The sequence below is a fragment of the Natrinema sp. 1APR25-10V2 genome, assembly GCF_031626495.1.
In the GTDB taxonomy this organism is placed as follows: Archaea; Halobacteriota; Halobacteria; order Halobacteriales; family Natrialbaceae; genus Natrinema.
In genome coordinates this window covers 543,596-558,205 of the sequence record NZ_JAMQOJ010000002.1, presented here as the reverse complement: position 1 = coordinate 558,205, position 14,610 = coordinate 543,596, and the positions used below count along the sequence as shown (strand labels likewise).

The following is a 14,610-nucleotide window of genomic DNA, read 5'->3' as shown; positions in this document are numbered from 1 at the left end:
CAAGCTCTAAGTGGCGAGTTCTGGGAGTAGACCGGTGAATGTCTGACGAGAAACCACACGCAGCAGGCAACGTCGATGCGGGAGACACGAGCGAACGCGTCGGAATGGCCGTCCTCCGCGAGCGCGGACTCGAGCCCGAGGAACTGCGCGAGAAACTGATCGATGCGATCGGTGCCGAGTTCACCACCTATTACTACTACACGAACCTGCGGATGCATCTAGCCGGCCACGAGGACTACAAGGAGATCACCGAGGACGCCCGCCTCGAGGACCGGGCGCACTTCGAACTCGTCGCGCCGCGGGTATACGAACTCGGTGGTGCGCTGCCCAACGATATTCGGGATTTCGCCGACCGGGCGTCCTGTCCCGATGCTGAGGTACCGACGCCGATGGACGACAGGGGCGGCTTCGACACGACCAGCCTCGACGCCGAAAGCATTCTCGAGGTGTTGCTCGAGGCCGAGCGCTGTGCAATCCGCACCTGGTCGGAGGTCTGTGACATGACTCAGGGGAAAGATCCCCGGACCTACGACATGGCGTCGCGTATCCTCCAGGAGGAGATCGAACACGAGGCGTGGTTCGTCGAACTCCTCTCGATGGAGCGCGACGGCGAGATCAACCCGGCCGGTCACTTCGTCCGGGGCGAACCCGGCGACGCGCCGCTCTCGACGAACCGCCGGTTCAACGACAGCGCATAGACCGCTCGAGCGCCGGCAGCGCGCTCCTCCTCGAGTCCCGACCGATACAGCCATGCTACTCCGTGACGTGAGTTAGCGCATGGACGAAGTCGAGGTGTTCGTCGATATCGACGCCCCGCCAGCGGCCGTCTGGGAGGCGCTGCTCTCGTTCGAGGATTACCCCGAGTGGGATCCGATCTCGCGGACGATCGAGGGCGTTACCGTCGAGAGCGACGACCGACGGCACCGTGGCTTCGCGACCGGTCGCGGCCGCCGATCCGTCGAATCGTCGGTCGTCGCGATCGAACCGGACCGACGGCTCGCCTGGCTCGACCGGTTCGTCGTCCCGTTCGCGTTCGACCGCTACCACGAGTTCCGCCTCGAGCCGATCGACGACGGTGAGCGCACGCGCCTGCTCCAGCGCGAAACGGTCCGCGGTGCGCTCGTCCCGCTGGTGTTCGACGACGCTCGCGTGGAGCGAGCGTTCGTCGCGATGAACGAGGCGATCGCGGCGAGGGCGGAACGGCCGGCGAGCGCGACCGCCTGATCCGATCCGCCCCAGTCTCAGCCTCGACGGTCTCCGGAGGCCAAATCGACCGCTCTTCTCGTCGTTCCCGGACGCTCCGTCAGATCAGGTCAGGCAGCGCCGCGAGCGATTCGATTTCGTGTGTTGGTTCGGTCGACGGCTCGTAGCCGCTGCGGTGGTCGCGGCGAACGAACGCCGCGTCGATCCCGGCCGCATCGGCCGCGGCGATATCGACCCCGCTATCGCCAACGTACAACGGATTTTCGGGCTCGAGGTCCGCGAGCGCTTGCTCGAGATAGTACGGCGTGGGTTTCTTGCGCTCGATCCCCTCGAGCGTCGGCTCGCGGCCGTACCAGACGTCGAACGGTTCGAGTTCGCAGTGCTGGATGACGTTTCCGATCGTCTCGTGTTGGTTGTTGCTGACGATTCCGGTCGGGACCGATAGCGACTCGAGCGCCGCCACGTCGTCGTAGGGGGCCTTGTGGCCGGCTCGAAGCTCCCCGAGCTGGGCCTCGATCGCTGCTGTTTCCCGAGCGCGCCAGAGCCGGTCGGGATCGACGCCGTGCCCGTCTGCGACCCGGTGCAGCGAATCGATGGAGGGGCCGAGCAGGGTCTCGACGTGGTCGGCGGGCGGATCGGCCACGCCGATCGTTTCGAAGGCGTCGTGCATCGCGTCGATCAGAACCGGCCGGTCGGTCGGCGTCGTCAACACGCCGTCGTTGTCGAAGATGACCGCATCGTACGGCGTCGGCGTTCCCATACGAGAGACAGTAGATGCGACGGAATTTCCGTGTTGTGCCCGCGGTCAGAGATCGACCGGAACTTTCAGAATCCATTGAAAGGGAGAAAACACTTATACATTAGCTGACGACTCGGAACCGATCCCACTGGTCCCGCAATGTCACCCTCCGACTCCGAATCGACCGCTTCGACACGTAACGAAACGACGATGCACACGCTGCGGGCGGCTGCTCGGTCGCGCCTCGGCATCGATCCGCGAGCGATAGCTGCGTTCCGAATCAGCCTGGCCCTCGTGGTTCTCCTGGACCTACTCGTCGTTCGAGCACCCGGGATAACGACGTTTTACACGGACGACGGTCTCTTCCCCCGATCCGCGCTCGCGGAGACCTTCCCCAGACTCGCACGATGGTCCCTCCATACTCTCTCGGGTGCGGCGTGGGCACAGGCCTTGCTGTTCGCGATCACGGCGCTCGTTGCCGTCGCCTTGCTCGTCGGCTACCGGTCCCGGCTCGCCGCGTTCGGCTCCGCATTGCTCCTCGCATCGCTGTACGCCCGCAACCCGTACGTGGTCAACGGCGGCGATACGATCCTCGTCTCGCTGCTCCTCCTCGCCGCGCTCCTGCCGCTCGAGTCGCGGTGGGCACTCGGTCGTCGCCCGCTTGAGCATCCGTCTCCGGGCGGGGACGCACACGAGGAGACCCGCGTGCTCTCGGCGGCGACCGCGACGGTTCTCCTTCACGTCGCGATCATCTACGCGCTCAACGCGGCCCTCAAGTTCCGGAGCGACGCCTGGATGGACGGCATCGCGGTCCAGCGCATTTTCCAACTCGAGGATTTCGTCCACCTGTTCGGGCCGGCTATAGCCGAGCACGCCGCGGTGCTCACTGCGATCAACTGGCTCTGGACTGCGGTCTTGTCCGCATCAGTGTTGCTGGTCCTCGCGACCGATCGGCTGCGGACGGTGACCGCTGCCGCGTTCGTCTGCGCCCACCTCAGTATGGCCGCGACGATGCGATTGGGTGCCTTCCCGTTCGTCATGGTCACCGCACTGCTCCTGTACCTCCCGTCGCCGGTCTGGGACCGCCTCGACCGACTCGTTTCGGAACGTCCGCTAGAGCATCGTCTCGCGTCCGTTTCAGTGGGCCGAGATAGCGATCCTGAACCGTCGTTTCGGCGTCGCGTCGCCCCGTCCATTCAGCGCGGAACCCGACTCATCACGGTGGTCTTCCTCGCGGTGTTTCTCCTCGCAGTGGTCGGCTGGCAGCTGACTGCGATGGGGTTCGTCGACGACCCGACCTCGTCGTCGGACGGCGCGCTCGAGCACGCGAGTTGGGGCTTTTTCGCGCCGAACCCGCCGGACTCGTACAGCTGGTACGTGGTCGAAGCCGAGCGTCAGTCCGGGGCCTCGATCGACCTCGTCGACGGGGAGGCGATGGATTTCGATCGCCCGCCAAACGCCATGGATCGGTACCCGACGACGCTCTGGAAACGGTACGGGACGAAGGGACAGGGTGTCGGCGACGCCCTCCTCGAGCCGGCGGCCGCGTACTTCTGTGAGCGCGCTCCTGACGGCGTCGAGTCGGTGACGATCTACCGCCTCGAGCAGCCGGTCGACGCTACTGGGCCGGCCGGGGAGCCGATCCGACACGAGCGGATTACCACCGGCTGCGGCTGACTGATCTGATCGCGGATTCGTCCGCAGGTTCAAATACCGACAGGCGGCCAGGCCCTTCGTGACCCGCGACACCGAACCCCGCTCGAGCCCCGTTCCGACCGCCCCGCGCTGTCAAACACGGGTGGACGATGGGGCATAGGGCGCTGGTCGCCTACCGGCGACCGGATCGACGCTACGACCTACGATACAGCCACTGGGGCGGCGAGGGCCTCTCGCTCACCACCGAGATAACCGCAGCGACGCCCCTCGCCGACGGCGCAGTCCAGAGCGACCTGCTGGTCGACTCGATCACCCGCGACCGGATTCTGACGGACTTTCTCGATCCCTGCGTTCACGAGGCGCTCTATCTCGTCGCGCCGGCGGCGGAGTATCGGGTCGACGCGTACCGCGTCTGCTGGCTCGAGTGGGGCGACTGCCGGGACGGCGACCGGGGGGCGATCATCGCGGCCGATCCCGCGGACGACGGCGCGATCAGACGCTGGGTTCGTGCGACCAAGACCGCGTTAGCGGATATCGTCGAGATGGGCGCCCTCTCCCGGCGAGCGGCCCGGGCCTATCTCGAGGCGCGCATCTGCGAGGAGTACGACGGAGTCGTCTACACGTACGCCGGTCGGCCGGCGGGCGACTCCGGGCCCACGGACGCGCCGCCGCCCGACCGCTGGCTCGAGGACCGCGTGCGGGATGGCGAAGAAGGGAGGCCGCGGACGGACGAGACCGGCGACCCAACTGAGACGGACGAGGGCTACTAGGGGTCGCCACGATCACTCGCCGGTGGTCCAGCGGGCGTCCGCGAGCGTCCGCTGGACGACCTCGTTACCGACGGCCTCTCCCAGCGTTTCGAACCCGGCCCGCTCGCCCCGGTCGCTCGCGTTGGCGACGAGCCGCGAGACGATGAACTCCGGCGTCGACCTGCCCACGGTCCCGAAGCGGGGCTGGTAGTCGACGAGCAACTCGAGGTCGGGGTTGAGCCCCTCCGCGAAGATGCCGTCGACCCGCGCTTCGGGCGGCAGGGGCTCCAGATCGTCCGCGAGGTGGGTGACGAACACGCCCAGCGCCTCGCGGTCGACGGAGAGCCTGACGAGACCGTGGAGCAGATCCGCCGCGCTGCCGGGTTCCGTGATCGCCTCGAACTCGTCGACCAGCATCAGTGTGCGCCCGCCCGAGGACAGCGGCGGGACGATCGATCGCAGCGTCGACTCGAGCACGCCGGCGTTGAAACTCGCGTGCCGGCGGTGAAAGACCAGCGAGTCGACCGGCGTCACCTCGGCCCGATCCGCGGGGACCGGCAGGCCCATCGTCGCCAGCAGGACGATCTGACACAGCGTCTCGAGCAGGGTCGTCTTCCCGCCGCTGTTGGCACCGGTCAGGACGGCGACCCGTTCCGCACCGGGGACCTCGTTAACGTCGTCGGGAACGCTCGTCACGCCGTGATCGCCGAGCGCGTAGGTGACGGGCTGGACCGATTCGTCGTCGCGCGCGGCGAGCGTGAGGTTGCGGGCGTTGACGACCGAGACGGCGGCCCCCTCACCCGCTTGCGCACGTCGCGCGCCCGTGTCTTCCGAGGAGCTCTGCGCCTCGCCTCCGACGAATTGAGGGCGCGTACAGTCGTACTCGAGTGCGAAGCGCGCCAGCGAGAGGTGGAGTGCGATGTCGTCGACCGCCGACACGGCCCGATCGACGGCGTCGCGGTTCTCCGCGAGGGTCCCTTTGAGGTCGCTCGCGACCAACACTTCACGTTCGTCGATCGCGGCGGTGAGATCGCTTCGGAGGGTTCGCAACGTGGCGCCGACGAAATCCGTCGCGTCGGTCGCGTCGGCCGGCATCGCGTCGCGAACCCGATCGATCGTCACGTCCGTCTCGCTCAGCAGCCGATCCTCGAACGACTGGCGAAAGCCCGCCACGTCGCGGACCCCCTCCGATCGGAGCTCGTCGATCAGCTCGAGCGCGTCGGCGTCCATGTCCTCGACCGCGCCCAGTGCGTCCCGGAGCCGATCGAGTTGCTCGTCGGCGCCCTCGCGGACCCTCCCCTTGCGACCGTCCAGCGCCGCCAGCGCCTCGGCGGCGTCTTCGAGCCGGTCGCGCTCGAGGTCGGCGATCGCCGCGAACGGGCCCGAGTCGACCCCGGCCTCGAGCAGTGCCAGCGCGGCCTCGACGGCCGCGTGCTCGCTGCCGTCGCGCTCGTCGTAGCGCTCGTAGGCGTCGAGCACGGCCTCGCGGTCGTCCGTGGCGAGGTCGGCCCAGGCGTCCCTGGCGGCGAGCACGTCCTCGAGCCGATCCTCCATCGCATCGCGACTGGCCAGCGGCGTGAGCACCCGGATCCGGTCGGCCGCGCGCCGGGTGACCGCGTGGTCGACCGCCAGATCGAGTAGTTCCTTGTACGCCGAGCGGGCGTCGCTCGTCGCCAGAACGTCGATCCCCGCACCGCCGGTCGCGCGGCGCAGGATCCGCGTCGCTCGCCCGCGAGCGAGCCCGGCGTCGGCCAGCGCCCGCACGTCGCCGCTCTCGATCGCCCGGATCGCTTCCTCCCGTCCCAGCTCGTCGACCAGCGTCTCCCGCGTCTTCGGGCCGACGCCCCAGTACTCCTCGAGTCGCATACCAGTTGGACTCGAGGCGACCGTCTTGAACACTGTGCCTCGAGCGCCGGGTCGATCCGGATGGGATCGCCGATTCGGTGCGGTGGCTCCGCCGCTCGACGGATCTCGGGCGTGACCACACTCCCGCATGTATCGGCTCGTTCGGTAGGGAATTCCCCTCCGACGAGTGTTCGGTGGCTTCGACGAGATCCGCTCGGTTGGACACAGACCCGAGTGAAACCGTCGTCAGGTAGCGATGCGTAGCGAACTCAGGGCCCCGGTTTCAGCACCCGCCACGCGATGCGGGGACGGAACAACGACGTCGGTCGGTTTTCCATGACGACAACGCGCACGAACGCGTCGGTCAACCGCCCATCGGTGTGCGCCCTGCGGAGCAATCTGGCGATATATCCGTTCGCGAGGTCCGTTCCGAACGGTTTCGGGCCGGTCGTCTGTGGAAACTCGAAGTCGGAACCCACCGCGAGACTCCACGCGTCGTCGACGACTCGTGCGGCCCGCTCGAAAAATCGGCGTGCGAGTTCGTCCCGGTCGGCCGTAGCCAGCGTATGATGTAACTGGACGGCCTCGAGTGCAGCCACTGACATACCCTGTCCGTAGATCGGATTGACGCTGGCGATCGCGTCACCGACGACGAGCAGCCCGTCGGGGAACCGATCGAGGTCTTCGTAGCGACGTCTGACGGAAGCGGGAAACGGATATCGGGTGCCGACCTCGGAAATCAGCGCGTGCTCGTCGAAGAGGCGTCTGACGTCGGCGACCGGAAGGCTGGCGGCGTATTCAGCGATATCCTCCGGATCGGTCGGGGGATGGTCCCCGTGCATACCGGCCAACGTCAGCAACCATCGCCCGTTTTCGATCGGAAACACGGCTGCGCCGCGTGTACGAGGGGCGTCGGGTAAAACGAGGAAAGCCCGGCGAGCATCGGTGGGTCGTTCGAGGAGGACCGTACTGTAGGCCAGATCGATCGACACCTCGTCGAGTGGCGGGGCCGGATAGCCGTTGGTCTCCAGCCAGACCGGCGTTCGAGACGTTCGCCCGGTGGCATCGACCACCAGCTCCGCGTCGATCTCCCGTTCACCACGGGTGGTTCGCACGAGTACGCCCTCGACGGTCGACGCCTGATCGTCGACGAGGAATCCCCTGAACTGACACTCGTCCAGTATGGTTACGCCGTCGAGCCCCGCAACTCGTTCCCGGATTATCTGCTCGAATATCGGCCGACTCGCGTTGTACTGGGGGATGCGAGCGGGTCCGGCCGCGAGTACGCCTCCCTTCTGGTAAATCTCGAAGTCGCTCGCGAAATCGAGCACCAGTCCACCCGCGTCGGCCACGTCTTCGCTGTAGCCGGGGAAGAGATCCTCCAACGTGGCCTGTCCGGCCCTCTGCATCGCGTGGATGTGGTTTCCCTGGGGGACGCCGGGGCGAGAGACTGCGCCGTCGGGCAGCGGATCTTTTTCGACGAGCGTGACCGATTCGAACCGGTCGCTCAGGACCCGGGCTGCCAGGAGTCCCGCCACGCTCGCTCCGACGACCACGGTGTGGCCCCGCCTCTCAGTGAGCCGGTCGGGATCGTACGGCTGAACCGTCTCGAGCGTCATACCGACGACGCCCTTCCCCTCGGACGGCGGATCACGTTCGAGTTCGGGAGGTATCGGTGGCGTTGGGCCCCCGATCCGCTCACGTCCGTTTCGATGCGGGGACGGTCGATTCGTCTTCCCCCGAGTCGGCCGTCGTCACCGGCTGCTCGAGACAGAGCGGACAGCGAGCGAGACCTGCGCTCGCTCGAGTCCGGCAACTGCCGAGTGCTTCGTGGCAAACGGCTGTGCGGAATCGACCGTGTCGGTACGTTCATCGTGGTCTACGGCTTGGCCTCGAACACGAGATTCAGGGGCGTCTCGGCCGCCCGGCGCAAGCGGCTGAATCCGCCGTCTGTAACGGCATCCCGGATACCCGCCTCGCCGGCCTGTGCGCCCAGCACGCGCTCTCCCTCTTGATCGAGTGCACACGGCGTACAGATCAGCGTCGAGATCGAGTAGGCCGCCCGTCCCATCGGATTGAGGTTGTCCTCCACGCGATCGTTGGCGAACAGTTCGACGATCATCCACGTGCCGTCGTCGGTGAGCGTGTCGCGGACGTGCGCCGCCGCACCCACCGGATCGCCCATGTCGTGGAAGGCGTCGAACGTGGTGACGAAGTCGTACGCAGCGCCGTCGTACGACTTCGCTGTCGCTACCTCGAAGTCCACGCGATCGGCGACCCCGGCGTCATCGGCTCGCCGCCGGGCCGCGTCTATCGACGGCTCGTGGGCGTCGATGCCGACGAACGTCGATTCGGGGTAGGCCTCGGCCATCAAGACGGTCGAGGCGCCGTGACCACACCCCACGTCGGCGACGCGCCCGCCCGCTCGAAGCGTCTCCTCGACGCCCTCGAGCGCGGGAATCCAGTCGTCGACGAGGTGCGCCGCGTACTGCGGCCGCCAGGAGTGCGCGATGGCGTGGAAGAGGTCGTCGTCGTGCTCGTGCCAGCCCACGCCCTCGCCCGTGCGGAACGCCTCGGCGAGTCGGGGTTCGATTCTGGCCGCCGACAGTGCGACCCCGAAGTTCCCCGCCATGAACGCCGGGCTGGTCTCGTCGGCCAGGACCGCCGCCTGCTCCGGAGTGAGGCTGTAGCGGTCGGTCTCCGGGTCGTAGGTGACGTATCCGCCGGCGGCCTGGGAGCGCAGCCACTCGCGGACGTACCGTTCCGCGGTGTCGGTTTCCTCGGCCAGTCCGTCCGACGTGAGCGGTCCCGCGTCGGCGAGGGTTTCGTACAGGCCGAGTTCGTCGCCGATGACGACCAGCGGTGCGTGCGCCGTCGCTCCGAAGTCGTTCAGGGCGGTCTGTACGTGTCGGTTCAGTCGTTCTTCGTCGAGTGTCATGATCGGTCGTCGTTGATGCCGTCGGATTGGTGGATTCTGTCGCGCTGATCTGTGCCGTTCGTTCGGGCACCGATCCGGGTCCGCGGTGTTCTGTGATAGCGACGGGTATCGTTCGCCCGTCGATCGACCGGTCGCGCAGAGCATTCGCGGACGCATCGATGCCGTGTCGTTCTCGACCGTGTCCCTCCTCTCGTTCGCTCGGTTGCCGGTCGCGGCCGTTCGACCGCTCCGTTCTCACATCCCCCCACTCGACGCGTCGTCGACGACTGCCTCCACGTGGGATGTCGTCTCATCAGTCGATTCGTACCATAGTGATGTTTCGGTGAGCACATCGTTCGCGGTGTCTTCGCTGGTCGCGGTGTGAACGATGTGCCGTCCGGAACGTACTCGCGATACGAGAGACGTCGGCGTTCGTTCGAATCTACTCCCTCGATCCCGATTCTATCAGGCGGCCGTCGATACACCGGTGTGCAAAATCTCACAACAGCCATTTCGTCCCCGGCGTAGTACTGTGGTGCGTGTGATCGATAACCATGACTACCGCACTCGACGACATCGCGTTTCTCGCGAACTCCGAGAACCGCGTGGAGCTCTTACGGGCGCTCGTGGAGGCACCGGAGAGTCACGACGAACTCCGCGATCGGATCGGTGCGTCGCGGGTGACGACCGCGCGCATTCTCCGGGAGTTCGAAGCGCGGGATTGGATCACGCGCTCGGGACAGGAGTGTGCGATCACACCGACTGGCGAATGGGTGAGTGACGAGTTCGCTCGCTTACTGGACGAGGTAGCGGCTGAACGCCGCCTGCGCAAACCTCTGCAGTGGCTGCCGTCCGACCTGCTTTCGTTCGACGTTCGGCGCCTGCGCGACGCCGAAATCGTCGTCCTCGAGGAGAGCGACGCGACCGCCATCATCCGACGTACGCTCGAGTTTCGTCGGTCTAGCGACCGGATTCGGGGTGTGACGCGCATGGTCGCCCCTGTCTTCATCGAAACCGATTGGGAATCGACCGTCCACGGGCAGACGCGACTCGAACAGGTGATCACACCCGACGTTCTCGACGCCATCCGAACTCACTCGACCGCCGCGAAGCAGTTGCGCGAGATGCTCGACGAAACGAACGTACACGTTTCCGTCACTGCGGATATCCCGATTTCGGTCGGCATTTACGACGACGCGGTGGGGATCGACCTTACGGACGAGGATGGAGTCGTCAAAGCGGGCCTGGTAACCGAAGACGAGGTCGTCCGCGAGTGGGCACTCGATCTCTTCGATCGCTGTCGCGCCGAGGCGAGACCAGTGGATCCCGACGAGGTCACGGCGGACCACTGAGGTAGCGTGAATCTCCGACGCATCAGCACTAACGACACCGCCCGCCGGCCGGGACCGACTGGTGGAGTGTCGATGTTCCGACGGAATCGCTCGCTTCCGTGTGGATCGGTCACGTTACATCCGTCGCTCGAGCCGACCCGGTCGCCGATCGACGGGCGACGCCGGAATGGGATAAGTATACACGAACGTGCTCATAATTTGCGGTCGCTAACTGAATTGGGGGCACAAACACGGGGATTTTTATCGACTGGATGCCCTACTGACTCCCATGACTGATGGGCGGGGCGAGACTCCCCGGCGAACAGGAATGACCGAAAAGTGCGGCGTCGTCGGCGTCTCACTCGACGGTCGGGACGCGGCACGACCGTTGTACTACGCGCTCTACGCACTCCAGCACCGCGGCCAGGAGTCTGCGGGGATCGTCACCCACGACGGCTTCCAGCAGCACAGCCACGTCGAGATGGGGCTCGTGGGCGACGCCTTCGGCGAGGGCGACCTCGATACGCTCAACGGTGCAGCGGGGATCGGCCACGTCCGGTATCCGACGGCCGGCTCGGTCGACTCCTCCTGTGCACAGCCTTTCTCCGTCTCGTTCAAGAGCGGCTCGCTCGGGCTCAGCCACAACGGCAACCTCGTTAACGCCGACGAGATCCGCGACGAACTCGCCGCCGCAGGCCACGCCTTCACCAGCGACGGCGACACCGAGGTCATCGCCCACGACCTCGCGCGGAACCTCCTGGAGGAGGACCTGGTCCGGGCCGTCAAGCGCACGATGGGACGCATCCACGGCTCCTACTCGCTGACGATCAGCCACGACGACACTATCCTCGGCGTCCGCGATCCGCAGGGGAACCGCCCGCTCTGTATCGGCGAACTCGAGGACGGCTACATCCTGGCCTCCGAGTCCGCCGCGATCGACACCTTGGACGGCGACCTCGTCCGCGACGTTCGCCCCGGCGAACTGGTCGTCCTGCAGGACGACGGCCAGGGCTTCGACACCTACCAGCTCGTCGAGAACGAGAACACCGCCCACTGCTTCTTCGAACACGTCTACTTCGCGCGACCGGACAGCGTCATCGACGGCACACTGGTCTACGAGGCTCGGCGCGAACTCGGGCGTAAGCTCTGGGAGGAAAGCGGCGTCGAGACCGACGTCGTCATGCCCGTTCCGGACTCCGGGCGCGCGTTCGCTTCCGGATACGCGGACGCCGCCAGCGAGACGACCGCCGACGGCGAGCCCCGCGACGCCGACGACGTGGGCGTCGAGTTCGCCGAGGGGCTGATGAAGAACCGCTACGTCGGCCGGACGTTCATTATGCCGACACAGGACGAGCGCGAGCGCGCGGTCCGGCTGAAGCTCAACCCGATCAAATCCACCATCGAGGGGAAAACGGTCACCGTCATCGACGACTCGATCGTTCGCGGGACGACCTCGACGCAGCTCGTCCAGCTCCTCAAAGACTGCGGCGCCGAAGAGGTCCACGTCAGGATCGGCGCGCCAGCGATCGTCGCCCCCTGTTACATGGGTATCGATATGGCAACCCGCGAGGAACTCATCGCTTCGGACAAGACGACCGCCGAGATCCGCGACGAGATCGCCGCCGACAGCCTCGCGTACCTCTCGACCGACGCCGTCGCCGAGGTGCTCGAGCAAGAACGGATCGACCTCTGTCTCGGCTGCGTCACCGGCGAGTACCCCTACGACATCGAGGGCGAGGAGACCGACCGCGACGTGAGCCGCCCCGACCTCGGCGGGCAGCCGCTCCACGCCGACGACTGAGTCGCGGCCGACTCGTCGCGAGCCCGCGTTCACGCTCTGTTTCGCCGGTCGCGAGGTACCACGCCAGTCTCACTCGAGGAGCGGCGAGTTCGTTCTCGTACCCGGACGGCCGTCTCGGTCTCCAGACGGTTCCGAACGGGTAGCAGATCGCAGTGCCCGGGGATGTGCGGTTCACTGGTCGCGGTTCGAGAGCCACCGCCAGAGCGCAACCGCGATCGTAACGAGGAGACCGGCCCCAATGATCGACCGATGCGGCCACTGCGGTCGCCGGGCACGGGCGCCACAGTGCGGGCACCGGCCGGTACCGCGCCGGACCGGTCCGGCGCACGTGGGACATTCGACCCACACCGATTGCACCCGGACGGCAGACGGGTCGGGAGCGCGTGACTCTATTACCGGTGTCTCGTCACCCATAGATGACACGTCACCGGCCAGAGATATGAGCGTAATCGGTGCCCGCAGTGACTGTCTGGGAAGGTAATATAATCGCGGACGTTACCTGTGCCGAGGGAGCGCTCTGTTCCGCGGGCACCACCGGATGGTCCGAGAACGAGGCCGATCCGTGTCGATGATCGCCCGTCCGCCGGCGCCGACCGGCGGTATCGTACATCACCGTTCGAACCGATCGGCGGAACGCCCAAGTCGGTGGCCCCGCGAATCGCGGTATGCCGCTGTTGCAGTTCGACACGACGCTGTCGCCGTCCGACGCCGAGAAGACGGCGCTTGCCGAGCGCGTCACGGAGTTATATACGACCGAGATGGCGACGACGGCGGGCCACGTCGCGGTGACGATCCGTGAGCGAGAGCCGGCCGACCTCCACCTCGGGCGCGCCGTCGACGGACCGCTGTGCTTCCTCGACGCCGAGATCCGCCGCGGCCGCTCGTTCGATCGAAAGCGGGCGTTCGCGCTCGCCACCATGGAGTACATCCGAGACTCCTTCGACGTTCCCGGCGAGAACTTGAAGGTCGTCTTTACGGAACACCGTGGGGAGCAGCTGATGGGCGTCGACCGCGTCGGGGGCGAGTGGGACGGCGATAGTGAAGACGGGGAGTGATCGTCGAATCCTCGGAGCGGCCGAGCGGCAACTACCGCAGACAGGCCGCAACGACCTCGAGCATCCCCTCGCCGCGAACCTCGTCGGCGAACAGGGGGACACGACGGACGTCGGTGCCCCGAAAGAGGTCCTGCGCTTCGGCGAGGGCGTTCTGCTGGACGTCCCAGCGTCGTTGACAGAACTCGCAGTCCTCGAGATTCGGCTGCAGGAACTCGCCCTCCACGTCGTCGGTGACGTTCGATAACGGCTCCATCACGCGGTTGACGACGACGGTGCCGACCGGAATCTCGAACTCGTCGAGTTGCTGGCGCAGGCGCTTGGACTCGAAGACGCTCATCTCCTCGGGGATCATGACGATCCGGAAGTCGGTTCGCGCGGGGTCGCGCAGCGCGGCTCGGAGACGCTCGATTCGCTCGCGCAGGACCTCCAGATCCTCGAGTTCGTTCCCCTCTTCCGGCGGCTCCTGGCCCCCGAACATCCCCTTGACCCCGTCGAGCATCCCGCCGATGCGCTGGCGGAACTTCATCAGCTTCCCCATCATCGTGTCCATGATCTCGGGTAACTGGAGCAGCCGGAGGGTGTGCCCGGTCGGCGCCGTATCGACGACGACGCGCTCGAAACGCTCGTCGTCCATGTACTCGAGCAGGAGCTGCATCGCCGCGGCCTCGTCTGCACCGGGCATCGCGCCGCCGAAGAGGGCGTCCATCGGCGAGTCGCCGCCGAGCATCTCGCCGAGGCCGCCGAGCGGGCCGCCCTCTCCCCCGTCACCACCCGGGAAGGGTGAACCGCCGGCGTCACCGCCGGGGAACCCGGATTCCTCGCCCGTTCCGTCGCCCGCGCCGCCGAAGGGCGTCTCGCCTCGTTCGATCGCGGCCTCCGGATCGATCTCCGCCGCGTAGAGAGGGATATCGTCGCGGATGCGACCCGGTTCGGCGGGGATATCCGTTTCGAACGTATCCGAGAGGGAGTGAGCCGGGTCGGTCGAGACGACCAGCGTCGGCGTCCCGCCGCGGGCGCTGTCGAGCGCGGTCGCGGCCGCCATCGTCGTCTTCCCGACGCCGCCTTTCCCGCCGTAGAGGACGTACTCGGGGCCGTCGATCGGCTCGTCGGACGGCTCGACGTCGATGGTCTCGCGCTCCTCGGCCTCGTCGACCGAATCGGTCGGCGTCACCTCGATGGTAGAGACGCCGTCGTCGCTGTCCGTCGTCGCTTCTTCGTCTTCGTCGACCGGTTCGACGTCGATGCCGCTCATACGATACGGTTCCCTGCCCTGTCACGAGTATTCGTCGGTCCCGTCTCGACGGGGACGGTTTC

Annotated in this window: 12 protein-coding genes; 7 read left to right on the top strand and 5 right to left on the bottom strand. The window is 66.7% G+C overall.

What is annotated here, in order from left to right; all coding sequences use genetic code 11:
* Nucleotides 1-38 precede the first annotated feature (38 nt).
* Complete coding sequence (dps, locus tag NDO75_RS08590; RefSeq protein ID WP_310905734.1) at nt 39-698, top strand: DNA protection during starvation protein; 660 nt, start codon at nt 39-41, stop codon at nt 696-698.
* Nucleotides 699-777: 79 nt separating this feature from the next.
* Nucleotides 778-1,224: an SRPBCC domain-containing protein gene (locus tag NDO75_RS08585; RefSeq protein ID WP_310905733.1), complete on the top strand. Its 447-nt coding sequence runs from the start codon at nt 778-780 to the stop codon at nt 1,222-1,224.
* Between the two features lie 79 nt (nt 1,225-1,303).
* On the opposite strand, the gene NDO75_RS08580 is transcribed toward NDO75_RS08585, so the two are convergent.
* Nucleotides 1,304-1,963: an HAD-IA family hydrolase gene (locus NDO75_RS08580; protein WP_310905732.1), complete on the bottom strand. Its 660-nt coding sequence runs from the start codon at nt 1,961-1,963 to the stop codon at nt 1,304-1,306.
* A 138-nt stretch (nt 1,964-2,101) separates the two neighbouring features.
* Here NDO75_RS08580 and NDO75_RS08575 point away from each other — a divergent pair, with 138 nt between their 5' ends.
* Together NDO75_RS08575 and NDO75_RS08570 are read left to right on the top strand one after the other, a co-directional pair.
* Nucleotides 2,102-3,619, top strand: a complete 1,518-nt coding sequence (locus tag NDO75_RS08575) for an HTTM domain-containing protein (protein ID WP_310905731.1) — start codon at nt 2,102-2,104, stop codon at nt 3,617-3,619.
* Nucleotides 3,620-3,747: 128 nt separating this feature from the next.
* Entirely contained in the window at nt 3,748-4,368 is a 621-nt protein-coding gene (locus tag NDO75_RS08570; RefSeq protein WP_310905730.1) for a DUF6735 family protein, read from the top strand.
* Between the two features lie 12 nt (nt 4,369-4,380).
* Here NDO75_RS08570 and NDO75_RS08565 read toward each other — a convergent pair whose 3' ends face one another.
* The 3 genes from NDO75_RS08565 to NDO75_RS08555 all read right to left on the bottom strand — a co-directional run bounded on the left by NDO75_RS08565 (nt 4,381) and on the right by NDO75_RS08555 (nt 9,130).
* Nucleotides 4,381-6,213, bottom strand: a complete 1,833-nt coding sequence (locus tag NDO75_RS08565) for a DNA mismatch repair protein (protein WP_310905729.1) — start codon at nt 6,211-6,213, stop codon at nt 4,381-4,383.
* Nucleotides 6,214-6,461: 248 nt separating this feature from the next.
* Nucleotides 6,462-7,811, bottom strand: a complete 1,350-nt coding sequence (locus tag NDO75_RS08560; protein WP_310905728.1) for an NAD(P)/FAD-dependent oxidoreductase — start codon at nt 7,809-7,811, stop codon at nt 6,462-6,464.
* 260 nt (nt 7,812-8,071) lie between these two features.
* Nucleotides 8,072-9,130 (bottom strand): class I SAM-dependent methyltransferase, encoded by a 1,059-nt coding sequence (locus NDO75_RS08555; protein ID WP_310905727.1) that lies wholly within the window; start codon nt 9,128-9,130, stop codon nt 8,072-8,074.
* A 533-nt stretch (nt 9,131-9,663) separates the two neighbouring features.
* Between NDO75_RS08555 and NDO75_RS08550 the strand changes: the two genes are divergently transcribed.
* The 3 genes from NDO75_RS08550 (at nt 9,664) to NDO75_RS08540 (ending at nt 13,296) form a co-directional block, all read left to right on the top strand.
* The gene (locus tag NDO75_RS08550) at nt 9,664-10,461 is read left to right on the top strand and encodes a hypothetical protein (RefSeq protein ID WP_310905726.1); all 798 of its coding nucleotides are present in this window, start codon (nt 9,664-9,666) and stop codon (nt 10,459-10,461) included.
* A 307-nt stretch (nt 10,462-10,768) separates the two neighbouring features.
* Nucleotides 10,769-12,241, top strand: a complete 1,473-nt coding sequence (gene purF, locus NDO75_RS08545; RefSeq protein ID WP_310905891.1) for an amidophosphoribosyltransferase — start codon at nt 10,769-10,771, stop codon at nt 12,239-12,241.
* Between the two features lie 665 nt (nt 12,242-12,906).
* On the top strand, nt 12,907-13,296 hold the full coding sequence (locus NDO75_RS08540; protein ID WP_310905725.1) for a tautomerase: 390 nt from the start codon (nt 12,907-12,909) through the stop codon (nt 13,294-13,296).
* A 31-nt stretch (nt 13,297-13,327) separates the two neighbouring features.
* On the opposite strand, the gene NDO75_RS08535 is transcribed toward NDO75_RS08540, so the two are convergent.
* Nucleotides 13,328-14,548 (bottom strand): ArsA family ATPase, encoded by a 1,221-nt coding sequence (locus tag NDO75_RS08535; RefSeq protein ID WP_310905724.1) that lies wholly within the window; start codon nt 14,546-14,548, stop codon nt 13,328-13,330.
* Nucleotides 14,549-14,610: the final 62 nt, after the last annotated feature.

What these genes read in the sequence shown, in the direction of transcription:
- dps (WP_310905734.1), top strand. Translation starts at nt 39, where the DNA reads ATGTCTGACGAGAAACCACACGCAGCAGGCAACGTCGATGCGGGAGAC.
- NDO75_RS08585 (WP_310905733.1), top strand. Translation starts at nt 778, where the DNA reads ATGGACGAAGTCGAGGTGTTCGTCGATATCGACGCCCCGCCAGCGGCC.
- NDO75_RS08580 (WP_310905732.1), bottom strand. Translation starts at nt 1,963, where the DNA reads ATGGGAACGCCGACGCCGTACGATGCGGTCATCTTCGACAACGACGGC.
- NDO75_RS08575 (WP_310905731.1), top strand. Translation starts at nt 2,102, where the DNA reads ATGTCACCCTCCGACTCCGAATCGACCGCTTCGACACGTAACGAAACG.
- NDO75_RS08570 (WP_310905730.1), top strand. Translation starts at nt 3,748, where the DNA reads ATGGGGCATAGGGCGCTGGTCGCCTACCGGCGACCGGATCGACGCTAC.
- NDO75_RS08565 (WP_310905729.1), bottom strand. Translation starts at nt 6,213, where the DNA reads ATGCGACTCGAGGAGTACTGGGGCGTCGGCCCGAAGACGCGGGAGACG.
- NDO75_RS08560 (WP_310905728.1), bottom strand. Translation starts at nt 7,811, where the DNA reads ATGACGCTCGAGACGGTTCAGCCGTACGATCCCGACCGGCTCACTGAG.
- NDO75_RS08555 (WP_310905727.1), bottom strand. Translation starts at nt 9,130, where the DNA reads ATGACACTCGACGAAGAACGACTGAACCGACACGTACAGACCGCCCTG.
- NDO75_RS08550 (WP_310905726.1), top strand. Translation starts at nt 9,664, where the DNA reads ATGACTACCGCACTCGACGACATCGCGTTTCTCGCGAACTCCGAGAAC.
- purF (WP_310905891.1), top strand. Translation starts at nt 10,769, where the DNA reads ATGACCGAAAAGTGCGGCGTCGTCGGCGTCTCACTCGACGGTCGGGAC.
- NDO75_RS08540 (WP_310905725.1), top strand. Translation starts at nt 12,907, where the DNA reads ATGCCGCTGTTGCAGTTCGACACGACGCTGTCGCCGTCCGACGCCGAG.
- NDO75_RS08535 (WP_310905724.1), bottom strand. Translation starts at nt 14,548, where the DNA reads ATGAGCGGCATCGACGTCGAACCGGTCGACGAAGACGAAGAAGCGACG.